At 52.1% G+C, this 23,260-nt stretch carries 29 protein-coding genes; 20 read left to right on the forward strand and 9 right to left on the reverse strand.

Annotation, left to right across the window (positions count from 1 at the left end; all coding sequences use genetic code 11):
* Positions 1-32 precede the first annotated feature (32 nt).
* Genes ACVWZT_RS10040 through ACVWZT_RS10055 form a run of 4 tightly spaced genes read left to right on the forward strand, consistent with a single transcriptional unit; the run spans position 33 to position 5,645 of the window.
* Positions 33-2,201 (forward strand): site-specific integrase, encoded by a 2,169-nt coding sequence (locus ACVWZT_RS10040; protein ID WP_457469138.1) that lies wholly within the window; start codon positions 33-35, stop codon positions 2,199-2,201.
* Positions 2,202-2,218: 17 nt separating this feature from the next.
* Positions 2,219-4,294 carry a tyrosine-type recombinase/integrase gene (locus ACVWZT_RS10045; RefSeq protein ID WP_457469140.1) on the forward strand — a complete coding sequence of 692 codons (2,076 nt, stop codon included), beginning with the start codon at positions 2,219-2,221 and terminating at the stop codon, positions 4,292-4,294.
* Positions 4,291-4,815, forward strand: a complete 525-nt coding sequence (locus tag ACVWZT_RS10050; RefSeq protein ID WP_457469141.1) for a hypothetical protein — start codon at positions 4,291-4,293, stop codon at positions 4,813-4,815. Before ACVWZT_RS10045 ends, ACVWZT_RS10050 begins: the two co-directional genes overlap by 4 nt.
* Complete coding sequence (locus ACVWZT_RS10055; RefSeq protein WP_457469143.1) at positions 4,812-5,645, forward strand: thymidylate synthase; 834 nt, start codon at positions 4,812-4,814, stop codon at positions 5,643-5,645. Before ACVWZT_RS10050 ends, ACVWZT_RS10055 begins: the two co-directional genes overlap by 4 nt.
* A gap of 105 nt (positions 5,646-5,750) precedes the next feature.
* Here the strand turns inward: ACVWZT_RS10055 and ACVWZT_RS10060 are convergent, their stop codons facing one another.
* Both ACVWZT_RS10060 and ACVWZT_RS10065 read right to left on the reverse strand, forming a co-directional pair.
* Complete coding sequence (locus tag ACVWZT_RS10060) at positions 5,751-6,416, reverse strand: HNH endonuclease (protein WP_457469145.1); 666 nt, start codon at positions 6,414-6,416, stop codon at positions 5,751-5,753.
* The gene (locus tag ACVWZT_RS10065; protein ID WP_457469146.1) at positions 6,416-7,945 is read right to left on the reverse strand and encodes an AAA family ATPase; all 1,530 of its coding nucleotides are present in this window, start codon (positions 7,943-7,945) and stop codon (positions 6,416-6,418) included. The genes ACVWZT_RS10060 and ACVWZT_RS10065 overlap by 1 nt, the downstream gene beginning before the upstream one ends.
* A 323-nt stretch (positions 7,946-8,268) precedes the next feature.
* On the opposite strand from ACVWZT_RS10065, the gene ACVWZT_RS10070 reads away from it, so the two are divergent.
* Positions 8,269-9,333 (forward strand): hypothetical protein, encoded by a 1,065-nt coding sequence (locus ACVWZT_RS10070; RefSeq protein ID WP_457469147.1) that lies wholly within the window; start codon positions 8,269-8,271, stop codon positions 9,331-9,333.
* Between the two features lie 60 nt (positions 9,334-9,393).
* Here ACVWZT_RS10070 and ACVWZT_RS10075 read toward each other — a convergent pair whose 3' ends face one another.
* Positions 9,394-9,849 (reverse strand): helix-turn-helix domain-containing protein, encoded by a 456-nt coding sequence (locus ACVWZT_RS10075; RefSeq protein WP_457469148.1) that lies wholly within the window; start codon positions 9,847-9,849, stop codon positions 9,394-9,396.
* A 164-nt stretch (positions 9,850-10,013) separates the two neighbouring features.
* Between ACVWZT_RS10075 and ACVWZT_RS10080 the strand changes: the two genes are divergently transcribed.
* The 7 genes from ACVWZT_RS10080 to ACVWZT_RS10110 all read left to right on the forward strand — a co-directional run bounded on the left by ACVWZT_RS10080 (position 10,014) and on the right by ACVWZT_RS10110 (position 13,932).
* A complete protein-coding gene (locus ACVWZT_RS10080; RefSeq protein ID WP_457469150.1) occupies positions 10,014-10,373 on the forward strand; it encodes a DUF6957 family protein in 360 nt (119 codons plus the stop codon).
* Positions 10,374-10,415: 42 nt separating this feature from the next.
* A complete protein-coding gene (locus tag ACVWZT_RS10085) occupies positions 10,416-10,886 on the forward strand; it encodes a hypothetical protein (protein ID WP_457469152.1) in 471 nt (156 codons plus the stop codon).
* A 2-nt stretch (positions 10,887-10,888) separates the two neighbouring features.
* Positions 10,889-11,272 (forward strand): hypothetical protein, encoded by a 384-nt coding sequence (locus ACVWZT_RS10090; protein ID WP_457469153.1) that lies wholly within the window; start codon positions 10,889-10,891, stop codon positions 11,270-11,272.
* 80 nt (positions 11,273-11,352) lie between these two features.
* Complete coding sequence (locus tag ACVWZT_RS10095; RefSeq protein WP_457469154.1) at positions 11,353-11,922, forward strand: hypothetical protein; 570 nt, start codon at positions 11,353-11,355, stop codon at positions 11,920-11,922.
* A 180-nt stretch (positions 11,923-12,102) separates the two neighbouring features.
* Positions 12,103-12,495, forward strand: a complete 393-nt coding sequence (locus ACVWZT_RS10100) for a hypothetical protein (protein ID WP_457469155.1) — start codon at positions 12,103-12,105, stop codon at positions 12,493-12,495.
* Positions 12,496-12,611: 116 nt separating this feature from the next.
* The gene (locus ACVWZT_RS10105) at positions 12,612-13,484 is read left to right on the forward strand and encodes a restriction endonuclease (protein WP_457469157.1); all 873 of its coding nucleotides are present in this window, start codon (positions 12,612-12,614) and stop codon (positions 13,482-13,484) included.
* A gap of 82 nt (positions 13,485-13,566) precedes the next feature.
* The gene (locus ACVWZT_RS10110) at positions 13,567-13,932 is read left to right on the forward strand and encodes a histone-like nucleoid-structuring protein, MvaT/MvaU family (RefSeq protein WP_371041559.1); all 366 of its coding nucleotides are present in this window, start codon (positions 13,567-13,569) and stop codon (positions 13,930-13,932) included.
* Positions 13,933-14,164: 232 nt separating this feature from the next.
* Here the strand turns inward: ACVWZT_RS10110 and ACVWZT_RS10115 are convergent, their stop codons facing one another.
* The 3 genes from ACVWZT_RS10115 to ACVWZT_RS10125 form a co-directional block, all read right to left on the reverse strand.
* Entirely contained in the window at positions 14,165-14,926 is a 762-nt protein-coding gene (locus ACVWZT_RS10115) for a hypothetical protein (protein WP_457469159.1), read from the reverse strand.
* Between the two features lie 63 nt (positions 14,927-14,989).
* Positions 14,990-15,352, reverse strand: coding sequence for a hypothetical protein (locus ACVWZT_RS10120; RefSeq protein ID WP_457469161.1), 363 nt, complete (start codon positions 15,350-15,352; stop codon positions 14,990-14,992).
* Positions 15,353-15,575: 223 nt separating this feature from the next.
* The gene (locus ACVWZT_RS10125; RefSeq protein WP_457469162.1) at positions 15,576-16,193 is read right to left on the reverse strand and encodes a histidine phosphatase family protein; all 618 of its coding nucleotides are present in this window, start codon (positions 16,191-16,193) and stop codon (positions 15,576-15,578) included.
* A 39-nt stretch (positions 16,194-16,232) separates the two neighbouring features.
* Between ACVWZT_RS10125 and ACVWZT_RS10130 the strand changes: the two genes are divergently transcribed.
* A complete protein-coding gene (locus ACVWZT_RS10130; protein WP_457469163.1) occupies positions 16,233-16,457 on the forward strand; it encodes a hypothetical protein in 225 nt (74 codons plus the stop codon).
* A gap of 58 nt (positions 16,458-16,515) precedes the next feature.
* Here the strand turns inward: ACVWZT_RS10130 and ACVWZT_RS10135 are convergent, their stop codons facing one another.
* On the reverse strand, positions 16,516-16,698 hold the full coding sequence (locus ACVWZT_RS10135) for a hypothetical protein (protein ID WP_025752867.1): 183 nt from the start codon (positions 16,696-16,698) through the stop codon (positions 16,516-16,518).
* Between the two features lie 579 nt (positions 16,699-17,277).
* Between ACVWZT_RS10135 and ACVWZT_RS10140 the strand changes: the two genes are divergently transcribed.
* From ACVWZT_RS10140 to ACVWZT_RS10150, 3 genes are all read left to right on the forward strand, one after another.
* The gene (locus ACVWZT_RS10140) at positions 17,278-17,532 is read left to right on the forward strand and encodes a hypothetical protein (RefSeq protein WP_023128610.1); all 255 of its coding nucleotides are present in this window, start codon (positions 17,278-17,280) and stop codon (positions 17,530-17,532) included.
* Positions 17,533-17,828: 296 nt separating this feature from the next.
* Positions 17,829-18,125, forward strand: coding sequence for a hypothetical protein (locus ACVWZT_RS10145; protein WP_319903169.1), 297 nt, complete (start codon positions 17,829-17,831; stop codon positions 18,123-18,125).
* A 159-nt stretch (positions 18,126-18,284) separates the two neighbouring features.
* Positions 18,285-18,587: a nucleotidyltransferase family protein gene (locus tag ACVWZT_RS10150; protein WP_457469166.1), complete on the forward strand. Its 303-nt coding sequence runs from the start codon at positions 18,285-18,287 to the stop codon at positions 18,585-18,587.
* Here ACVWZT_RS10150 and ACVWZT_RS10155 read toward each other — a convergent pair.
* Complete coding sequence (locus ACVWZT_RS10155; protein WP_457469168.1) at positions 18,577-19,026, reverse strand: hypothetical protein; 450 nt, start codon at positions 19,024-19,026, stop codon at positions 18,577-18,579. The genes ACVWZT_RS10150 and ACVWZT_RS10155 overlap by 11 nt on opposite strands.
* Positions 19,027-19,041: 15 nt before the next feature.
* Here ACVWZT_RS10155 and ACVWZT_RS10160 point away from each other — a divergent pair, with 15 nt between their 5' ends.
* Positions 19,042-19,407: a hypothetical protein gene (locus ACVWZT_RS10160; protein ID WP_457469170.1), complete on the forward strand. Its 366-nt coding sequence runs from the start codon at positions 19,042-19,044 to the stop codon at positions 19,405-19,407.
* 33 nt (positions 19,408-19,440) lie between these two features.
* Positions 19,441-19,839, forward strand: a complete 399-nt coding sequence (locus ACVWZT_RS10165) for a hypothetical protein (protein WP_457469172.1) — start codon at positions 19,441-19,443, stop codon at positions 19,837-19,839.
* A gap of 239 nt (positions 19,840-20,078) precedes the next feature.
* Here the strand turns inward: ACVWZT_RS10165 and ACVWZT_RS10170 are convergent, their stop codons facing one another.
* The gene (locus ACVWZT_RS10170) at positions 20,079-20,948 is read right to left on the reverse strand and encodes a tyrosine-type recombinase/integrase (protein WP_457469173.1); all 870 of its coding nucleotides are present in this window, start codon (positions 20,946-20,948) and stop codon (positions 20,079-20,081) included.
* Between the two features lie 241 nt (positions 20,949-21,189).
* Here ACVWZT_RS10170 and ACVWZT_RS10175 point away from each other — a divergent pair, with 241 nt between their 5' ends.
* The gene (locus tag ACVWZT_RS10175) at positions 21,190-21,717 is read left to right on the forward strand and encodes a hypothetical protein (protein ID WP_457469175.1); all 528 of its coding nucleotides are present in this window, start codon (positions 21,190-21,192) and stop codon (positions 21,715-21,717) included.
* Between the two features lie 445 nt (positions 21,718-22,162).
* Entirely contained in the window at positions 22,163-23,260 is a 1,098-nt protein-coding gene (locus tag ACVWZT_RS10180) for an IS630 family transposase (RefSeq protein ID WP_457469177.1), read from the forward strand.

Here is a 23,260-nt window from a genome sequence, read left to right on the forward strand (position 1 = left end):
TGGCTGAGCGCTGCCTCATAACACAACTGTTCGTGAGTGGTTTTCTCAGTCTTGATGAGAGATCTGCCGCAGGTCATAACTGGGGCCTAAAGCTTTTGGGTTGGTATGAAGGCCTGTCCGATGGTGATAAAAACGAGATTCCAATTTTTGGTAATAAAATTGGTGTGCGAGGACTTGCTGATTACGAGTCCCGATTCTCAAAGCTTTCGAAGCTGGTTGATTATCCGGGTGTCAAAGCGGCGCTTGAGATCATAAACCAGAGTCATAAGGATTCAGGTTACCTATCAGATGAGTATGTGCCGGTCAAAGAGCGAGGCGGCGAAGCCGGGATTGAAGGCCAAGAATCAGAGGAGCGGCTAAGTGACGAGTTCACGAGGCTCCGTGAGGCTCGTGTAGTTACATCATCTGAGCTTGAGGTTTCAGTAGAAAACAAACCGTTCCTTTGTGTAATGCATTTATTTGCCTATGCATCATCTTTCAATGCTGGCAAGCCAACATGGCGGATGGCGATGCAGTCCTATATGTTTTTTGCCAGTTTCTTAGCCAGTAGTGGGTATAGTGGTGCTGAGCCTATATTCGTATTGATTGGCCCGTATGCATTGATTAAATTTCGCTCTTGGCTCGAGGGCTTGTTGATTGTCGGAGAAATATCTTCTCACTATGCCAACTCTATACTCAGCAAGACGCGCACGGTTTTTAAAAGTCTGCGCGCTATCTCTGAGTTAGACGGATTCGCATTTTATGATGTTGGAGGGTTTGATACGCAAAGAGCGACGGATACGTATCGTCCATACTCTCCAGGAGAGCGCGAGCGTATTGCTGAAACAGTTAATGGGGACATCAAGGTCTACGACTCTTTGATCAAACCTTACGTAAAGTCAGGTATAGGCGTTGATCCGTTCCAGGAAGATCAAACACAGATTTGTCGAGGATTAGCGACGCTTGATAACATGCGTTGGGTTTTCGAGAATCGACTGAATTGTACGCCGCCTACGCGGGAAGGTATGAAGCAATGCCGGTACGCAAGGACATTCATGCATACCCTGAGTAAACTACGACTTAGTCCCGTCGATGTTTACCGCTCTTGGGGAGTTCAGACGAATGTCGATAATAATTTCATTACGCCGTATCTCGTTAAGTTGGCGCAGGTTACCGGTCTGAACGCGGATTCTCTTAAAGGATTGGATGTTGATGACTATCAGCCATGCCATCCTATTACCCGGCGACCATGCCTTAAGTTTTGGAAAGAGCGGTCGACTGGTGAGAAAGAGCAGCATCTTGATTTGGTTAACGCCGATATAGCTTGGTTGACAGGCGCTCAGTCAGCCGAAGTTGCCAAGGTCTTTGCATCTGTTATTGCGCTTACTAAAGGCGTTCGGCGTGAAGCACCCGATGAAATTGCAAAAAAACTATTCATCTGGAGGTCAGGCACCGGTCGTACTAGGGGTACAATAATAAGCTTGGCGTCTGCTGGCCATAGTATTGTTTCAAGGCTTCTATCGACTTACACGAAGTCCAAATGTATCTTGGCAGACGATGGTACGCCGCTGAGTCTTTCGGCCTCTCGTTTGCGGCCAAGCTTCGTAAGTGAGTTGGTTGATAAAGGTGTTACGGCCAAAGAAATTCAGGTCATCATGGGGCATGCCAATCTTCGAACGACGATGGCCTATCTGGATCGTATGGATTTTAACCGAGTAGCGCGAACCAAGCTTAATGAAGCACTTACGTCTATTCACTCTGATGCGGTTAATCAAAGGCAACAGAGTTTGATTAAGGTGGTGCAGGTCGAAGATGTTGCGGCAAGGTCGTTGGTGGAGAATACTTATGGTGTTGTATTCAGAACCCCTTTGGCAGATTGCAAGAATATCTTGAATCCACCGGACTTTGTCAAAAGTCTCAGCTCTTATGTCCCTGGTACTCCATGCTCACTCTACAATAAGTGTTTGTCTTGTGAAAATGCGATGATCACAGTGGCCCATTTGCCACAACTTTTCGCGCTATATCGCGATTACAGTAGGCTTGTTGAAGTTTCGAGAGTGATGGATACTCCATATGGGGCGGTCGTTCGCGAAAATATGAGTATTTTGAAGGGTATTTTAGATCCGAGCATATCAGACTTTTCTGAAGAGGAGCTTTCTGAGGCGAAGCGCCGTTCGGATTATATTAGTAGTACGGTTTTGGTAGACGGGGTTGGATTGTGAATTTTAGCGAGCCTGCAGTGAAGGCTTTGTTGTCAGTTGGCGCTCACAACAAAGGCATCATTGGCCTCCTCTCAGGGGCGGAGGTGCAAGATGAATCTGCTTACGCCCTCCAGATTCTGAATGCTTTGAACTCGACTAGAGTTTCGAAGGTTTCGCTATTCAACGATATGGTGTGGGATTTTAATGAAGATAATCCTAATGTATCTCGTCTGGTAAAAGGGGGTCGTCTAAAAATCGATTTTGGCCGCTATCGCAGTATTCCGGAATCTGTGATTCTCGAAATTAAGTGCGTTGCCTACTTATATATTTATGTGCCTGGCTTTTTCAAGTATGAGCTTGATAAAAAACCAGTTAAGCTGCGTAAGCCGCAAACAAATGTTCCTAGCGTTGATCAGGCTCTGAAATTTATCGAGCAGCTTTACCTGGTTTTGCGGGAGGAGTTGGGTAACTTCTACATCGATACTACGTTGCAATCTCTGTCCCTGATTCCGTCGCACTACTACCATGTCGCTGCAGCTAGGTATCCGTGGGCCTACCATTCGAATATTGAACTTTTTTTTCGGGCTATTCAGTCCCCCGGACTCCAGGGGACGCTATTCCCTGAAACCGTTCCAACGGTGATCTTTGATAATCTACCTTGGCTTCGTTTGTCTGCTGAAAAAAATCCATCAGCGAAAGCAGACGAGGAAAAAAAGGGGAAGTTGCTTCGCAATGATCTGTTCGAGCACTCGTCACACGTAGCCTCTATGGTTGTCGTGGATTTTCTCGAAGCTGTTGGGGAAGCAGTTGAAGATAAAGAAAGTTTAGGAGTGCGAAATAGCAAGCGCTTTTATTTGAGTGCGGATAATGATTTGTCGCTCGATAAATTCAATGTGTATGCGTGTTACAGGCTTTATATAGCTGGCTATCCTTTGAGTTCATTTGAGGAGTTCTGGCCTGGCAGGCTAGGGGTGTTGAATGAAATTTTTATAGGAGATGATAGAACTTCTTTAAGGCGACGATGTGAAAAATTGATCGGCTCAAAGTTTGATGTTTCTTTTAAAGAATATGTCAATTACGTCGGTTATGCTTGCATGTACGTTGTTGCCCAATACACAGGTATGAGGCCAGGAGAGTTGGTGCGACTGGTGGGGGCTTCGTGCCTCAAAAAAGATAGCCAGACTGGTTTTTGGTTGATTGCAGGCAAGGTCGAGAAACACCAGCAAAATTTGACAGCTCTCTTCGATGATTACTGGGTGGCAATCCCGATTGTTCAAGATGCGATCCGGGCGAGCGCGATTCTCAGTAGTCTTAAAAACAACCCATACGTTTTCTCTCGAGCCTATACCATTCCTAACGGAGAAATTCCTCTCGCACTCTGCGGTGCTGGATTTGATTATCCTATGAATAAGTTCTTCAAGGGGTTTTTGAGCGAGCAGGAAGTTGAAGAAATTGGCTTTTTTCCGTACATGTTAAGACATACGCTTGCTTTTCAGATGCGTAGGGCAGGTCTTGGGCTGCCTTTTATTTCGCACCAATTGAAGCACTTTGGTGAGCTTGTAGGTCAAGTTGAAATTGGCAGGTCGTTCAGTAAAACTACTCTTTCATATGGCGAAATCGGGGAAGTTTTATCTAAGGGTGGCACCCGTAACAGCGTAGGTGCGATTAAACGTCAAGCCGAGGACGAGCTTATCCGAGCCTCTTACGACCCTGATGGTAACTACACGGGGCCTTTGGCGGGGGAGCATAAAGCTTCTCTGGAGAAGGCTTTTTCGGGTTATATGGCGGCAGGCTACACAAAGGAAGAAGTCTTTCAGTTTATGGCAGAGCAAAATATTGCTGTCGTGAGTATTGGTAGCACTCTTTGCTATGGTAAGAAGAACGAATCTTTTGATCCAAGTTTGCCTTGTATTGGTGGTCTTCGCTGTAATCCAACTCGATGCAAAGAGGCAGTTGTAACTGAGGCCCATGCGCCGGCTTGGAAAAATATCTACGACGAGAACAAAAGTAAGCTTTCTGATCCTTCTTTTAAGGCAAGTTATGAAAACTATAAAGCGGCTATGGAGGAGGCCAGGATGGTATTGCTGAGTCTCGGAATCGAGGTAGAAGAATGACGGATGTAGTCACTGCTGGTAATGCATTTGATAAGAAGAACCAGGAAGATTTTGACCGGAACACAGAGGTTATCACTAAGGGGTTGATGGCCATCGCGGCTAACGGCTCGATAAAAGCGACTGCAGCAGAGCTGAGCCGCATCACCGGGATTCACCGGAATACTCTGCGTCAGCGCATCTGGCCTCTGCAGCGCCTCAAGGCGATCAAAGAAAACCGGGTGATCGAGGAGATTCGTCGACGCCAGACAAAGGCCAAAGCCGCCGATCCAGTGAGCGTGCTTACCTCCAAGCTGGAAGCCTCCCGGCGGGAGGTGCTCCACTGGTTTGACATGTACCACAAAGCCAATGATCGCGCCGATCAGCTGGACGCGCGTGTCAATTTCATCAAGGACGCCGTCCCTAGGCTAGAGGCGGCAAAGGATCGAAAGGACGACGAGCTGTTGGAGCTGAGGGGTGAAATTGCTAGACTCCGGCAGGTTATCGATGTCTTGCAGTCCGAGCAGGCGGAGAAGAGTTTATGAGAAGTTATTTAGATTTGTTGAAAGATGTTTTAGAGAGTGGTGCTCGGAAAGGGGATCGTACTGGGACTGGCACTGTAAGTGTTTTTGGTCGGCAGTACCGTCACGATCTATCCAAAGGTTTTCCGCTGCTCACTACTAAGAAGTTGCACTTCAAAAGTATCGTCAATGAACTGATCTGGTTCTTGAATGGCGATACCAATATCAAGTGGCTCAACGAGAACGGCGTCAAAATTTGGAACGAGTGGGCCACCGAAGAAGGTGACCTGGGCCCAGTCTATGGCAAGCAGTGGACAGCTTGGCCAACCAAAGATGGCGGCTCGATCAACCAGATCGACTACGTGGTTGACGCAATCAAGAACAACCCGAACAGCCGGAGGATCATCTTCCACGGCTGGAATGTTGAGTACCTGCCCGACGAGAAGGTCAGCCCGCAGGAAAACGCCAAGAACGGCAAGATGGCCCTACCTCCGTGCCACCTGCTGTACCAGTTCTATGTGGTCAACGGAAAGCTCTCCTCGCACCTCTACATCCGGTCTTCGGACATGTTCCTTGGCTTGCCATACAACACGGCGTCCCTGGCCTGCCTGACCCACATGCTTGCCCAGCAGTGCGACCTGGACGTGGGCGAGATCGTCATCACGCTGAGCGATGCTCACATCTACTCCAACCATCTGGAGCAGGTGCAGACTCAGTTGGCTCGTGAGCCGCGTGCTCTGCCGATCCTGCAGTTCAAGCGCAAGCCGGCGTCGATCTACGACTACAAGTTCGAAGACTTCGAGCTCGTTGGCTACGATCCTCATCCGCACATCGCGGGTGCGGTCTCTGTCTGATTCACCTAGCAGCAAACCCAAAACCGGCCTTAGGGCCGGTTTTTTGGATCCATGCATAAATGTAAATTTTTTCTAAGAAGTTGGGATATAAATCTAAATTAATACCTAGGTAGAAATCAGCTCGGAAAAGCTTGAGTCTACCGTAGTGTTCAGAAAGCCTAAAAGTTCTGAGATTTTCTGTGGTGTTGCATTTGCGGGGCAGTTTTTCAGAAAGTTACTAACCTCTTTAGTTAGTCCGTAATTAAAGCTGTCCCACCCACCATACTCATAAGAAAATCTGACTAGGTTACACATGTCAAATGTTTCCCTGCCCTTGTGTTTGTTCTTTGGGATAAATATTATCTTGCCAGATAATATAGATATATCCATGTGGTCGGAGTATGTGTCATAGTGAGGGTGTATAATGCTGAAGCTTTCTTTGTCTCTCGGATAGGGTGATTTTTTTCTTAGTCGTTTAGTTAGGACGTCTTTATTGCTTTTGCTCAAGTTGCATTCTTTGCATACCAGAGCTAGGTTTTCTGGTTCAAATAAAAACCTAGGATGTTCGGATTTTGCAATAATATGCTCAACGTCCCAGCTTGAACCATGTGTCTCTCGTTTTATCTGTCTGCAGTAAGCGCATTTGTAACCTTGTTCTCTTATGTAATGATCGCGAATGGCCGCTCTAAGTGGAACCATGGGGCCTGTAATGGTATTCCAGATGCTATGATTTATGCCGTCATAGCAGGATACGAATTCTAAATTTGATCCTTCAAATATTATAGGGCGCATTAATAGAGCGCCTCGATCTGGCCGATTAGGTGATATACTGGATCGGTGTCACTCATTTTTCCTCTTAGTTGGTATAGCTTGCTGATTGTTTCAATGTCTTCTTTGTTAAGCTGTTCGCGCCTTGTTATTTTTGTAAGCAATAGCAGCGTTATGCGCAGCAGGTACTCGTTATTTTTACCAGGTGTATGGAAAATTTCTGCTAACTGAAAATCAGCAGATCTCTGAGCATACTCGAATGAGTGGTATAGTTTTTTTTCTTCCAAATTCAATACATAGCCACTCTCCGTGACAAGCCCGGATACAAGTTGTGGAGAGTGGGTGGCTATGACAAAATGGCAACCGTGAAAGTCTGAGAAAACCTCCTGCAGTTGTTGTACCATATTCGATTGCCATTGTGGGTGTAAGCTAATTTCCGGTTCGTCGATGCAAATCAGTGAGCAGTTTTGAATAGATCCAGCAATTCCGAGCATGATGGTGATCATGCATTGTTGGCCAGAGCTGGCTTGGCTTAATCGCAAGCGTGACTTGTCTGCGCTCTTGATTAGCGTGACATCATAGATTTTAATAAGACCGGCTTTCAGAAGTGGGGCGATGTTGCCCAGAACTCCGTGCCCCCTTCCTGACTCTATATTCCAGAAGTTTACTTCTATATGCGATCTCTTCTGTCTTTTTAAAGACTCATAAAAGTGTAGTTCTTGTGGCGAAACATGCGGTGGGTAATCACCATATTCAGATAAGTATGCCAGTATTTCGTAGTCGCAATTTTGGTAGATTTCTAGTCTTTCAGCTTCGGATAGCTTGTATAGTTGCTTGATGTCTAAAGATATTTTTAAATCAAGGTAGGGAATAAATCCAAGGTATTCAAATATTTTAGAAAGTTTCTTTATGTTCTGATGGCCTTTAATTAGACCGTCGATTAATGAGGCCAGACTGCTCGGGACGCTGCTGCCATGAGGCCGCTCTGTACCAATGTAGCTATAATTAATGGGTGCCGCGCGTCTTTTATACTGCAGAGTGCTTGGGAATCTATCATGTCTACCGGTTGATACGGCTATTACATGGGCTGGGTGCCACTTGGAGTCGAGTGAAGGCAAAACCTCACCCTTATGTATCCCATGTGAGTCTACGGCGAGTTCTTTTGGCATTCTGTAAGAGCTTATTGATCGAATTTCTGTTGGTGGTATGCTCCAAGGAATTTCCTTTCTATGAATGCCCGGCTGTATTGTTAAAGCAATATCATCTGTTTTAGGTATGGAGATATGGCTGGGGAGTTGTTCGTAGGTGAATAAACTCTCAACTGGTCGAGGAAGTAGACTAACGTAATTTTCGGCACTTTCTGAATGATGTTGACCGGCTTCTACATGTGAAAATATGTAGTTGCTAACGATTTTTCGTAGTAGCCGGCTTTTTCCAACTGCGTTTTGTCCGACAACCATAGTAAATATGTTTTCGTTTTCGCTGCTGATGCGCCTGTCACTTAATGGAACCCACTCTCCATCAGCTTGGACTTTTTCAATTTGAAATCGCATCGGTGATGATCCTTGTCTGCTAGATTTCTTGGGAGACGTTTCGAGTTCTCCGTCTCCGCCAGGTTTATGTCAAAGGGTGCTTCGTTACTGGGCAATATGCCACTACATGCTACGATTTGCTAGTGTACTCTCTGGTGTCTACACCATTGGTCGTAGTCCGACTCGCAGTTTCACTATACGTTGGACTTATGGGTGTGTGAGAGGCTTGGTGGTGATCATAAGCCGTGAGCTAATATTCGAGACCTTTCCAAAGTCTGTTCGTGAGGAGTAAGCTTGCACTAGAGAGCATTAATCCTAACTTAGTTTAGACTTGGTGACGTAAAATGGACTTACTTACGCCTCTTTTCGATCAAGACAAGCTTCATCAGCACTTCAAGACGATTTCTGATGGACGCATTGGTCGGCACTACCAGCGCGATGAAATTTTGCGGTGGCTTGAAGGTTTCCCGGACAGGGATAAAAAGTTCGTCAATGAGTTTCAGACCACCTTCAACTCGAGCTTTTGGGAGATCTATCTGTACGCGGCTTTCCGCGAGTACGGTTTCTCGTTTGACTGGAAGCACGCCGCGCCTGACTTTTTGGTCACCGCAGCAGACACGACATTTACGGTAGAGGCCACCACGGCGAATCACGCAGCCGATGGAACCCCTGAGTGGGGGGAGCCCCTCACGCCAGAGTTCTACGATAACGTCGATTTCAACGAGCTCAATCGGATTGCGATTATTCGCCTGGCCAACGCGTTCATGAGCAAGTCCAAGAAATACCTGGACAAGTATGCGAATCACGGCCACGTGAAAGGACGCCCGTTTGTCCTGGCCGTTGCGCCTTTTGAGCAGCCAGGGTTTCACCTTCAGGCTTATCGGCCTATTGAGGCGTTGCTGTTCGACTATTACGTGAACGAGGCTGAGTACCTGGCTAACCCCGAACGCTTCCCAGATGGGCCTGTAGCGAGATCCCTCGGCACTGTGGCGAAGGATAACGGCGCGAAGATCGAGCTGGGTCTTTTTCTCGACCCAAGGTTCAGCCACATCAGCGCGGTGGCCTTCAGTCATTTGGCAACCTGGGGGAAGGTGGACGCCATGTGTGGAAACCCTGACGCGATCATTCGCTCAATCTGGTCGACGCCTGACGGGATGAGGCCTGTTGTGGTCAAAGCCAGCGAAGGCCCAGAGAAGATCACCGATGGCTTGAGGATTTATCACAATCCCTACGCCACGAACCCTTTGCCCCTAGAGGTATTCCGGCGAGAGGGTGTGGTGCAAATCTGGGCAGATCGCGATTGTCACGAGCTGCTACATGAGCAGGCGGACAACTGCCTGCAGTCCCGCACAGCAATGACGCTTCTGAGAGCAAAACCCGGCGACTTCGACGAAAAGGCTGTTCCATAACCTATCCGTCGCTACATCGTATGGCGGGGATAGTGTGGCATCGGGGGGAAGCCTGTTTAGCTACTCGCCGCTATGCCACATGCGCCCAACCGTGCTACTTGGCAGCCCCAGTTTCTTGCAGACCTCGGCCTGACTGAGGCCGGCTTCCTTCAACTCTCGTATCGCCCTGATCTTCTCAGCCGCAGCTGCCTGGCGCGGGGGAGGGAGCTTCTGCGGCTCGGCGGGAAGCTTCTCATCCAGGAGACCCTGGATCTGCAACTCGGCGAGGGTCTCGATCAAGGCCGCGCGCGGCGTTTTACCTTCATTCGCTGCGGCGAGCAGCGTAAAGAACGACAGCGGCGTGACCCCTAGGGCATCTGCTAGATCGGAGGTGAGGTCGACCGTGGCCGAGGTCGTCGATGCCTCCAGGCGGCTGATGTGGGCCTGGTCAGCCTGTTTTTGAAGGTCGGACTGCGATAAGCCCCTCCGAATTCTAAGCCACTGCAACGTTGCTGCGTATGCCTTCCGCAAGGACATCCAGGCAGCCCTCCCCTAAAAGGAGACGGTATGCCGGGTTTGATCGTTCCCATTCAAATGTATATAGTCATGGGAATGGGAATTTGGTCCCTGGCCCAGGGTGCAGAGCGCCCGTGCGTGGGTGCCTGTGGATATTTTTGGGCAGCCCTGAGGAGCCTCAATTGATGGGTAATTCCCCGGAGCGTGAAGAGCTCCCGGAAGGTGAGGTCTCGTCTGCCGGCACGTTGTTGCCGAGGGCAGAGATCGAGGCGATGGTCGCTGAGCGGTTTCCCAGGAAGGCCTACTGCCTGGTTGAGGACTGGATCCTCTTCCACGTGGACGAGCCACCTGAGTCGTTGGCCAGGGTGCGATCTTTAGGCCTTGAGCCGATCTTCATGTACGCCCACTGCGTCATCTATGACGAGCAGGGTCGATTTCCGCCAGGAGGCTGGGTGCGCTCGACGTTGTGCAACACGGTCTACGTGCTCATGGGGCAAGGACGCGAGATCACTGCGACGCTGAAGGCAATTTTCGCTTTATGTTAATCGCAGGTTCCGCCTGGCGGGCTTGCCCTGATGAGATTCACGATGTTCCGCATTAGCACGCAAGATCAAGCCGGCCCGGTAGGCATGTTTGGAGACGGTCTGGCTCATTTCCATGCCGTCACACGATCTCTGGCCACTCACTGGTATCACGTCAGCCTCAAGCGCCGGCATGAGGATCGGTTCGTTGCCTATGAAGAGATGCTCAACGATGAGATGCGCCTCGTCGAGCTGCTGGTAGCGCAAGACGAGAGCCTGGTGGTGCAGGAAGTCCAATCCGTCACCCCATCCTGGATGAACAAGGATGGCTGTTGGAAGATGGAGAAGCTCACGTCGCTCTCGATGGGACACAACCAGGCTGGTGTGGCCGTCTGCGTTCTGGAAGTAGAGGGTGGTGCTGTGTACATCGATACGCATGAGCAGGGTCTCGGTGTCGACTCGCTAAACGGGGTCAAAGAGCTCTATCGACGCGGTATGGCTCAGGCCGGTGCTGCAGCGGAGCCTCGGAGGGCTTAGGGATGTCAGAGGTCAACACGGTGAAGGTGGACTACTATGTGAAGCGCTACTCGGACTTCGACCTGTTGCGTATTGCTCGAGCTGTAGGCCAAGTGTACGAGGACGACATCACTGCGTTTCTGGTGAATGTCCACATTCATCGACTCAGTGCCGTTGGCGTCGTCTTCGGGCATGTGCGGCAAGGGCCTGATGGCCGATTCGCCGATGGGCACTTGATCCAAACCTCCGACATCGTGGCTATCAAGAAAGAAGGTAAGTTCTGGGTGATCACGACCATGAACTCCAAGTACGTCGTGGCTACCTTTCGCCGTGATGGTGGGCGCCGCAGCCTGAGGGATTTTTGCCGCTTGGTGGGTGACCGCTTCCCCAATACTCAACTGCACTGATTTAGATCGAGGCTGAGCACGCCAAGGTGTGCCCAAGGCCTCCCCCTGCCTGAAATTTGGGCCCGAGCAAGGAGCTGTAAGTGTTTATAAAGTTTGAATACCTGAAATTTGCTGGCTGCCTAGAGGACATACGAGTTTTCGAGCATCTCTCGGGTTTCGTGCAAGTCATCATGAAAATCGACGGGGTGTTAATCCCTAACTGCAAGATCCCAATCCAGATCTATGAAGACCTGGAGCAAGGGTCTCATGTTGAGTTCTATGCTCTCGTGCAGAACTCAAAAAACAAAGTGAAGAACACGGCAATTGTCCTTGCAGCCAAGACCGCGAGCGGAAGGCTCCTGCGTGTGCCGAGCATGCGCTACAAGGTGCAGCTTCACTTCTGGGTGATCGCGGCGATTTGGGCTGCGGTGGCATTTGTTGCAAGCTGGATTGCGTTGGTCTTCGGGGCAGACTTTTTGATCGGCGGCAGCCGCTCGATGTCACAACAGTGGGCTTTTGTAAATTCGGGAGCCTCGGTCATAGGAATTCTGACTGGAGGGTTCTTTGTCGGGTGCGGTATCTACCTCTTCCATAAAACTTCAGTCCTCGATACCTGGCAGTCGATTGCACCCGCCACGCTGGTAGAGCGCTTCAGCAAACTGCACCGCTAACTGTCGGGCGTGCCGCATTCGCGGACGGCTGTCGTGAACCAGGCCACACGTTCGTGCGGCCTGGCCCTGCGGGCTTCCATCCTCACGCCTATGGCCCGTCGTGGGCCGGCGCGCTCCGCTTGCGGTTTGATCGCAAATCACATGGCCGAGCCTCTACCCCTACAGTGAACCTTAAGCACTATGAAGACGCCGCCTGAAGCCCTACCCGAGATCGACATTGGAGAGTTCCGTCAGCGCTATCCGCAGCTGTTTTCTGATCCTGGCGTCGATGTGATCTACTGCGGGCCTGGCTGGAAAAACCTCCTCCTCGCACTGTGCGATACGCTGCGGGATCACCTAGCTCGGCATCCAGAGGTTGTCCCGGTGACCGTCGCGCAGATCAAATCAAAGTTCGGCGAGCTGCACTTCTTCTACGATGGCGGGGATGCCTACTGCCGAGGAGCGGTGGATGTTGCCACCGAGCTATCGCTGAAGACTTGCTCCTACTGTGGCTCTCCTGGAAGGCAGGTGGGTACGACCTGGGTCAGTACGCTCTGCTCCGCACATAGCAGCAATTCTTCTCTGACTTCTTAGCCGAAGCCCAGGCGTACTAACGTTCCGGATGGTGGGCTTTGAGCTCGGTAGCCCGTTGGGTCTTTCACAGCGATGTCGTATGCTCGATTCGCTGTGCTTGATCAAGGACGCTGGGCATGCCGAAGATAAAACCGTTTGATATGAAGCTTCTGGATCTCCTCTTCGAAATGGAAGGGGGGTACGTTTTGGATTTTTCGAACGCTACGTTCAGCCGGTTTTTCCTCGGTGAGCTGGAGATCGATATAGACGATCCACTTTTCACAGCGGACGGCACGTCTAAGGCAAAGCGTTTCCGTAGTTTCCTTGCGCTTGCAGATACACCGACGTGTGTTCGAGCATTGAAAGCGATGTGGGCGCATCGACAGGCTCTCCTGTTGCACGAAGGTCGAGATGATCCCATAGCAAATGCCGAGGGGCGTTTTTTGACCCTCATCCAAGACCTAGAGTCAGGCACCTCCGGTAATGGCGTTGCGGGCGATCCATTTGCCGCAGTACGCAAAGTGAGCATCGATCAAGCGACCAAGCTGAAACAGGACTTGCTGAGTATCCATAAGCTTGCCCCCCAGGTACGTGGGTATGCATTCGAAACATTCCTACAGCAGCTGTTTGAGGCCTCCAATTTGCAGCCTCGCGCACCATTCCGGAATACAGGTGAGCAGATTGACGGGAGCTTCCTCTGTCGCGGTGATATCTACCTCGTCGAGGCGAAGTGGGTAACCAGTCGAGTTGGAGCTGGTGAACTTCATATCCTTCAGGGCAAGATCAGCGAAAAGGCAACTTGGACACGAGGGGTGTTTATCAGCTATTACGGCTTCACCGATGTTGGGTTGCAAGCCTTCGGTCGTGGGAAGAGCCTGGTATGCATTTCCGGCAAGGATATCCGCGACGCTCTCGATAAGCAGATCCCATTTGCTGACGTTATCGACCGCAAAGTTAGAGCTGCTGCTGAGACTGGCCTGGTATTTGTCGAGGTGACAGACCTGTTCTAGGCCGAGTTATCTTCAAGCCTGGGGTGGCGGTCGCGGGTCTCAGCATATACTCTTTGACGTCCAACCAATTAGGAAGCTAACAATGTCCCGCCTCGCTGAATTCCGTCGTCTAGAGCAGCAACTCGCTCAGCAATTGGCAGAACTCGAAGCCATGAAAGGTGACTCGGCCATCAAGGCTGAGATGGAGTTCGAAGAGAAGCTGCGTGCCCTGCTCGGTGAGTATGGCTACAGCTTGCGCGACGTGATCAGCATCCTCGATCCCAAGGCAATGACTCGTGTTGCGGCCCCAGGCGCACAAGAGAAAGGCAGCCGTAAGCCTCGTGAGTTGAAGGTCTATAAAAACCCGCACAACGGCGAGCTGGTTCAGACCAAGGGTGGGAATCACGCAGTTCTGAAGGCGTGGAAAGCTGAGCACGGCGCTGAAACCGTCGAGTCCTGGCGTCAGTAAGTATTGAGCCTTGACGCGATGAGTTCACGATAGGTAGCCTCATCGTGTACGTGTCCGACACCAAAGCCTCTCTGAGGAAAAGACCTCTTTAACGGCACCTTAAACCCCTCCGTGGAGAGTCGGAGACCCCGAGCAAGACCCTGAAAACCGCCTATACGGCGGTTTTTTCTATTTGGTCATCAGACAGATTTTATGACTCGATCTGATGGCTCTATCGCAGTAGCTCCTACCATTACCTATCAGCCTTCAAAATCAATCTTCGTTTAGTCTGAGCCTGCATGAAAAGCAGGATATCGAAGACTCTGCCAAGTGCTGACTCGAGCTCAGGGTGGAGGCTGTTTCTGACTCCCTCTCTCAGCGTTACGCGGTTCAGTTCCCAGCATTGACCAAGCTCAAATGGCAGGTGACAGATTCGGCGCCCCCCGGCCTGATACGTGCTCTTGGGCAGTAGCTGCTGGCCTGTGAAACCCACTTTTCCCGCGAGCCTCAACCCTTTCCTTACCTGGCTATCCAGTGCAGGCATCAGCCCCGTGATCAGCAGCAGCGCTTTCATGGGATAGGTGACGCTGGTGTTGTTGATAAAAAGCCCGGATGCCAAACAAGCGAGTGTGTTCAGGATCTCGATGTCGAACTTTCTGGCATCGCTGAAAGAAGCGCCTGGGTTAAAAACTCGGTCACCCCCTCGACTCAGGCTGAACGATTCGAGGCTGTGCTGACTGAGCTTAACCAAGCTCTTATGTACCTGCTTATTCCTCAGGAAGCTCTCAATCTGCGCAGAAGGTCGAAGTCTCGGGCTCCTACGCCTGCAAGCTCCCCAGTTACGAAGAGCCGTGCAGAGTGCCTGAGCGAGCAATGCGACATGCTCAGAGGTTGGCTCAGCCTGAAGGTATCGCTCAGCGATCACCTGCACATTGCTGAAGTCCAGGTGGTAGGACGGTCTGAAATCATCGATTGCAGAGGCGATGTCCTCAATATTGCCAACCAGTCGAAGCATGCTTGCCCATCACTATCGAGAGTTGGCCTGAGTCTGAAATCACTCCAAGGATCCGGTCAAGGGCTACCAACGTCGTGCCACCATGGCTAGGTCGCCGTCAGATGCCGGCGCCTGGCGTTCCACATACATCAGTTTCGGCTGAGCCTCATGATGTGTGGGTGGCATGTCACCATAGCCTGTGCTCAATGCCAGGATGTGCCCGATTACCACGCCTACGACGATATCAATCAGGGCGCTCTTCAATACGTTCTTACCCATCAGTTGCCCACCTCCTTTTTTTTCGGGGACAACAATCGGTTTAACGGCAGAATTTTTTCCGACCAGGGTAAATCGAGATTTTTTTTCGGTTGTATCGCCATCATGGCCTCGCTTGCTGTGTGAACTGCTGATCGTGCTGTCACGACCAGTTGCGAGTGCAATTTTCACAGCCTCCAAGCTGTGTCATCGGGCAGGGTTTGCATGATTTTGCAAAATGCTCAAAACCCACAATGGACTTTCAGAGCTGTGTCTGAGATGAGCTGATCTCCTGCAAGACGCAATTTTTCCTCCGAGGGCCGAAGAAGTTTGAATCGCCCCTTAAAGGCGGTTTTTTTGTGCCTGGATTTTGGTGGTTTCCCATCATCAAAATCCTGAAGGCGGCCCAGGATGCTCAACGAACGAGGGCCCAAAGTTTTTCGTTCACATCCCTGCTGAGCTTGAACCCTTGACAGTTCGGAACATGGTTCGCGATCTCATACTGGCGCCAATCCAGCATCGCGTCACTGTTGATCTCCTGGGGCCTTCTCTCGAGTAGCCAGCGCACGGTGTTCATGAACTGCCCATGCGTAAACACCAAAATTGCATTCGCCGATTGCTTCTCCAGCCGCTCGAGGAATTCCATCGCCCTGGCCACGAGATCGCGGAACGACTCTGCGCCTTCACCGTCCGAAAAGGCAGAATCTGATCTCTGCCAGTAAGCATCGACCCAGCTCCGCCGCTGTGAAACCGTAGTATCTACGCAACGTGCCGGCGCCAGGTAGGTAAACTCGTGAATAGGCCAAGTTTCGAAAGCGGCGCCTGGATAGAGGGCCGTGGTGGCCAGCGCGGTCGCTTGGGCGCGCAGGAACGGCGAGGCAATGATTAGACCAGGAGCGCTCGTATGAGAGTGAGCGACGATTCGGGCCTGCTCCAGGCCTTTTGCCGTCAAAGGAATGCTTGCGTGATCCCTGGTAGGCTCGCCAGCGTTGGCGGCGCTCTCACCATGGCGTATCAACCTGACGTTCTTCATCGACTATCCTTCCCAGGCTCACGTTGCTTGGATTGCGCAATGCTGGCATGGCAGCGAGTGGGATTGCCACGGCGAAAGGGAGAGATCGTGAAAAGAGATCTGAGCAAGGTGCTTATGCCCGACCACCCCTTGTACACCGAGGCTGTGGAAGCGCTGAAGGTTTACCATCAGGCCCAGGCTGATGGAGTCGTGGGGATTGAGCTGGAGCGTCTGCGGTTAATGGCTGAGCATCGTTTTCAAGCCGTCACTGATTATCAGCTTTGAGCCCTTGGCGGGCCGGCAGAGAAAGGCCATTGAGCTCTGGCCGACCACGTCCTACCTATCAGTTATTCAAGACTTTCTGCACGTCGTCGACCGCACCGATCCAGTGCCGGCCATTGTCGCGTGGGCTGAATCCCAGCCTTTCGGCGAACGTTGATGCGTGGGCATTAGCAGACTCGATGGCCAGGTATCGATAGCCTAATTGGGGAGCCAGCTCCACCAGGCTGCACCAGCGCTCACCCATGGCCTGCACGTTCCTTTGTGATGCCAATTCGAGCCAGGACGAGGCACTCTCTTGGCCAGTAGTCATTTGGCTTCACAAACATGCGGATGTAGATGTCGAACTGCAGGCTCAGGGCCGACACGGTTGCGAAAGTTCGCCATATCGCGGAGCTCTGGTAGGGGACAAAACGGGAAAGTATTGCCAAATGTTACAGCCCGGCGAGGCTGAAACCCGCATGTTTGAAGGGCTGTGCATCCATACAGCACGATTTTTGGATCCAACTAACAATTTGCGCACAAGTTATCCACAAGGGGGATACCTTGCATTGCCAAAATGACCCCATTATCTTGTATCTCGTTCCGCCAGAAACCCCACATCTTGTGTTTTTGGCGGGCACGCTGCGGATTCAGAAAGGCAGCGGGTATGCGTGCAAAGTTTGGTCGCCGAGCACGCATAACCGCCTTCCCTGAGCCAATGCGGACATTGGTGGGACGCGCATTAGAGAAAAACCGAGTCTGGCTGTCAACCATCCAGCCCGGTTTTCCGCTCAAGGGTTGCTCCTGCCTATCTGATCCAATATCAATACAGGAGCACTTCATCGTGCCGAAAAATACGAAGCAAACCTCCTCCACTGTAGCCACTCTGGCTTCCGAAGTCCTTCGCAGCGGCAGTTCGTCTGCGATCCAGAAGGAGCTGGCCGGCTCGGCTATGTCGCAGGCATCCACTGGTAAGCAAACGAGTGCCGAAATGGAGACCAAAGCCAGCCGGGTTCTGGAAAGCGACAAGTACAACGCCACCACCAAAGCCCTTGCGGGGTCGGTGCTTTCTCAATCGAACAAAGAGCGAGGCAACTGACATGGCCCAGTATTTCGTGAACCGGAACAAGCAGGCCAATGGCGACCATGAGGTGCATACCAGTTCTTGCGTGTACCTGCCTGCTCCTCACAACCGCCTCGACCTCGGTTACCACACAACGTGTTTGACCGCTGTGCGCCAGGCTCGCAACACATACCCCCAGTCCAACGGCTGCAAAACCTGTTCTTCCGTGTGCCATACGCAGTAGTCGTGGCCTAGCTGAAGACCAAACCAGGTGCTGCCCGCTTCATGGCGGGCCCACCTACGACCGCCGAGCTCACCGGGGAGAAAATTCCATGAGCTATCTCGTTTACTGCACGTTTGATCTGAAGAATGCGTCCTCGAGAGATTATGAGAAGGCGTATGAGGATTTGAATGCGATTGGCCTAGCCAAGGTTGTTAAAGCAGATGCTGGCCAAAACGTGGTGATTCCAACGACTTCGACGATGGGCTTCTTCAACGGATCGGGAGCAGGTGCCGTGCGCGATTCGGTTTGCAGCTCTGTTCAAAAGGCGTTCGCCAACCGGGGGTTCACCTCCGAAATCTTCATTGTCGTGGGCGAGAATTGGGCCTGGGGTGGGGCCACTACTTAACGGTTCATGGCCCTACGGATGGGGCTCTACCAAAGCAGTTTTGAACACCTCGCATCGCTATACCGAGTCTAACGAGCCGCTTGAGCTCCGGAAAGGCGGGCCCCAAAATGCTGATTCGCCGGGGGCATCGATGAGCGCCTGTGGCTCAAGGAAAAAGGTATGAGGCCCACTGACGCGATACGAGGCAAGGAAGGGGACATCCGGCACCTAATCGAGGCCTATGGCTTTATTGAGCCCAAACTCTTCGGCTCTGCCGCTCGAGGCGATGATCACGAAGGGAGTGATCTCGATCTGCTCGCCACTATTCCTCCAGCAATGGCTGGCAAAATTTCCTTGTTCGACATCGCCGAGCTCGAAGACGAGCTTCAGGCCATGCTGGGCGTACCGGTCGACTTCCACGTCCGTAACAACATGCCTGAGCACCTCAGGCCATCCATCGAGCGGGAGATGGTTACGCTCTAGCTGTGAACATGCTTGCGATGATCCTGGCGTCCAGCAGGGCATGGTGAGGCAATTCCTCCCCATCGTTCGTCGCAGTTAGGGTCGTGGCATCGGTGGGGAAATTTCTGACGTTCTGGGGCCATTTCCCATTGTCATAGGCGAGCTCGCAGAACAGCTCCCAGTCGTAGGCAGGTGCGTCAGTGGCAATCTCGAGCTCTTCGTCGTAGGTAGCCAAGAACCGGAGGAGCGCCGACCTTGCCTCGAGGATCGGCATGGCGTACTCACCTCCCCAGAGTTGCGGCAGTACGATCTCCTTCACGAAATCACTGCAGTCCTCTTCTCGCCATGCGTCGACCACTTCCACGTAGAACTCCCGGCCATCCTCGGCGACTAACGCCAGGGAGATGAGCCTGGCCTGCTGGCTGAGTCCGGTGAATTCGCAGTCCAGAAAGAGTCTCACAGTCGAATATCCTCTATGCCTAGCAAACGCCTATCCCTCGCGCAGGAGCGCCTGCTTTGGGAGATTGCCCTGGAACACTTTGGCCCTGAGTTACTGCTCGAGATCGTCGTGGAGCTGTGGGGCACTTTTGATTACCCGGAGCATGCCACGGTTGATCATCTGTCCACGGTTACGTTGGGCCACCAGGTGTTGAATATACTGAAAATTGCCCAAGGCAGAGTCGGAGCATTCGTACCGCTACGTGATGCAGTACCTGGCACTGTCACGCTGTACTCACGACACGCCAGTGATTTGGCCGATGGCCTCATGGCTCGACTGCCGATGAACCAGCTCACTCACAGGATGAAGGGAGACCGCATCAATGATGAAATGGGCATATGAGGTGATGCTGGTTACAAACCGAGGTGCTGCGTGATGACCGACGACCAACTGCGCAAACTCGAAGTTGCGAAGCGCAGAGCCTTGTGGGCCCTTGCCGAGTTGAAGCCTGGCGACCCCGCCGCTGTGAAGGTGTTGGTGGAGCTCGATGAGGTTGATCAGGCTCTCGAGGGCTTGGTGACGGGTCGTGAACTTTCGAGCCATGAGCTCATGGCAGCCGTTACAACTCAGTACCACAACGGTATTCACCTAGTCGTTGATGACAGTATTCCAGAGCCATGGCGTCAGCGCTTTAGGGCAGCGAGTGTGGGATCCACTCGCCTGACTGCGGGGGCGTACTTCCTCGACTTCGAGAAATTTGTTCTGGCCTGGCAGAGAGAGCTTGAGCACCTGAACGCACACCGTTCCAGTCGGCAGGATAGGTGCTCGAAGTGAAGAGGACGATTCTGGGAATGGCCGACGCAGGAGAGCCGCTACTACGGCAAGCCCTCCAAGCGATCCGTGACCATCAGCAGGCTGTGGACGAGGGGCAACCAGCCGATGTGGTGGAGCGGCTTCGCATCCGAGGCGGAGCATCTGTACCAAACCGTTATCGACTACCAATTGCACAAGGCCGGCACACGTGATGAGGCCTTGCACTGATCAACTAATCCGCGCAGGACGATGGTCGAGCCTTAGTCGCGCTGCAGCGGCAACAGGGATCGGTCGATGTAGTTGAGCGTAGCGCGGATTGGGAAGTGGCCTGTCAATTCACGGATGCGAGCCAGCATGTCCACTTCGTAAGCCACAGTGGCTGTCCGAATGCCGTGAGCAGTCACAACCCCGTCTTCAATGTCAGCGCTCCGAGCCCAGGTGCGCAGCAGCTTGTTCAGTTCATGAGCGGACATCGGGCGCCTCGAATCCTCGGCGGATGGGAAAAGAAAATCACCCTTCGAAAGCTTTGTCACCCGGGCGTACTTCTTGATCGCACCCTGGCAGCTATTAGGGAGTGGTGTGTGCCCGAACTCTGCCTTGGCCCTCTGGTACACCCCGATGCGGTTGAGGTAAATCGCCGAACAATATTCCACAGGTCGAACACCTGCTTGCATACAGGCGAACAAGGCTTTGTCTCGCAGGCTGCCAGAGGCGTTGGCTACTCGTCCAATCGCCTCGACGCTGGCTTTGGTGAGTCCTTGTCTCGCCGATGATGGACGCGCGGGCGTGCGGCGAAACGCAGTCAGCGAGTTGAGGGGGAGCGAACGTATCAGGCCCTGCAACTCCTCTTCGCTGGTGCTCACATCGCCATGGGCAAGGGCAGCTTGGAGGCCGGAGAGAATTACTTGCCTCGCGGTACTGTGCTCCATGGCCGTCACAGCCGGTGTGGCTGCTTGCGCCGTTTTCTCCAGGTCGTGGTAATTCTCATAACCGAAGCCTTTCGCGAGAACGTCTTGAGCAAACGCGAGCTGGATTCTCGTTGGCCCATGCAAGATTTTGCGTAGCTGCTTGGCCATGCTCTTGAAGCCACGGTTGCTGGTGAGGTCGTCGGGGTGGACAGGAATGCGCATGCAAATCTCCGGTCGTCAGGGTGCCGGCTGCCCGCTGACTCGATGAGATGCGTGCGAGAGAAGAGGTTAGAGCGCCCTGTGGCTAAGCCTTCACGAGCCGACCGTTTGATCCAGGGGGGAGATCAGGGGGCGGCAAACCTACCATGGTCATTTTCAGGTTGTCCAGTCTTTAACCCGTTCGTGAAAATGGTATTGTTTCACAAGCAAGTTCTACTCGCCGTTAAAGCGGATAGCTAAATGAATGAAAGCTGCAAGGTTTATCGGGGGGTGTATGGCTAGCGCTGTTGAGTACGAAGAACGTCTGGCTCTGTTCATTGATTTCCTGGGTTTCAAGGATATCGTTGAAGAAACAGCGATAGATAATGAGGCGCTGAACAAGCTGGTCGCTGCTCTAGAAGATGCAGCAAGCACAGCGAAAATCGGAAATAAGTCTGACTTTCACGTTTCTCAGTTCTCTGATTGTCTTGTAATTTCTTATAAAATTAAGAGTTGGGCTGCTTTGTTCGATATCGTGAATAAGCTCAGTCTGATTGTGATTAGGATAATTGGCCGGGGCTACCTGTTACGTGGGGGGCTCACCTTTGGGAAGCTATATCACTCTGATAAAGCGATCCTAGGGCCAGCCATGAACCGTGCATATCATCTAGAGTCAGTGGTCGCAAAGAGCCCACGGGTGATTCTCGATCCTGAGGTTTTCAACGAGCTATTGGAACACTCAGATGAAGAGGCGGTGGAGACGATTAAGCAAATTCTCGTGCAAGACGACTGATGGGATCTGGTACTTCGACTATTTTTCATGCGAGTCAGTAGCAGAAAGGGTTGCGGGTGAGTTCGATTTCTACCCTCAGTATCTTGCTACAATAGCTGGCCTGATAAGCAGTGGCTTGAAGCATGAGGCTCCCGGAGTATTGGCTAAATATATCTGGATGCATGAACGCTACCGGTTAGCCCGAGAGTCGTTCTTGGGTTTTCCTAGTAATCATTCTACTAGAACTAAATTTCCGGGTTTCCTGGAGAAGATTGAAGCGCTCCCAAGCTTGAACAAGGATGTCACAAAGGCAAAGGAAGTTGTCGCTAAAGATGCGAAGGACAAAGAGTCGAAAAAGAGAAATAAGGGAAAGGCCTAAGCATGGCCGGAGGCTAGTGTTCTGTCTCAAAAATAAATATTCCATTTGAGCTACGCTTCCATAGTCAGCCGGGGTGTGGGGTGAACTATGAATTCTCAAGACATCGTGCTCAGTGATGATGAGCAGGTCGAGTTAAATCGGCGAGTTCGCTCGGCCACCATTAGCCAACGCGACGGTCGTCGAGCACGCGTGATTCTGTTGGCAGTCCAAGGTCATTCACGTAAAGAAATCGCCGAGCTGACGGGGCTCTCACTTGTTTCCGTCACTCGCTGGTGCAAGCGTTTCCAGGCACTACGCCTGGAAGGATTGGTGGATCTGCCGGGACGAGGTCGCAAGCCATCATTACCTGCCGAAGCCTTGAAGCGAACCCTTGAGCAAGTGACCCAACCTCGTATTGGTCAGCCCCGTTGGAGCTGTCGCAGCATGGCCCGTGTCGCGGGTATTTCTCCGGCCAGCGTTCAGCGAATCTGGGCGGCCAACGACATCAAGCCGCACCTGACCCGCACCTTCAAGCTGTCCAATGATCCTGACTTCGAAGAGAAATTCTGGGACGTCATCGGGCTATATCTGGCGCCTCCTGAAAAAGCGCTGGTGCTATGTTGCGATGAAAAGAGCCAGGTTCAAGCCCTGCAACGCACGCAGCCCGGTCTACCACTGGGCATTGGCCATATCCGCACGCAAACCCACGACTATGTCCGTCACGGCACCCTCACGCTATTCGCCGCCATGGACTATTTGCAAGGCCGGCTGATCAGCAGCATCGAAACACAGCACCGACATCAGGAGTGGCTGGCTTTCCTGAAAAAGGTCAATCGGGAAACTCCGAAAACGCTGCAACTGCATTTGATCGTGGATAACTACGCCACGCACAAGCACCCGGTGGTCAAGGACTGGCTCAAGCGGCACCCACGATTCCACATGCATTTCACCCCGACCTCAAGCTCCTGGATGAACATGGTTGAGCGCTTCTTCCGGGACATCACCGTTTACTTACGTGACGGCAGCTTCAGCTCCACACGCGAACTGGCCACCTCAATCACGACGTTTTTAGCGCTGCACAACGCTCAACCCTGCCGATACGTCTGGAGCGCAAAAGGTGAGGACATTTTGCGCAAGATTCATCGCGCCAAAGAGGCGATGACGGGCACGATAAAAGAGAACGTTTTATCTGAGACGGAACACTAG

This window comes from Pseudomonas sp. TE21394 (assembly GCF_054057835.1).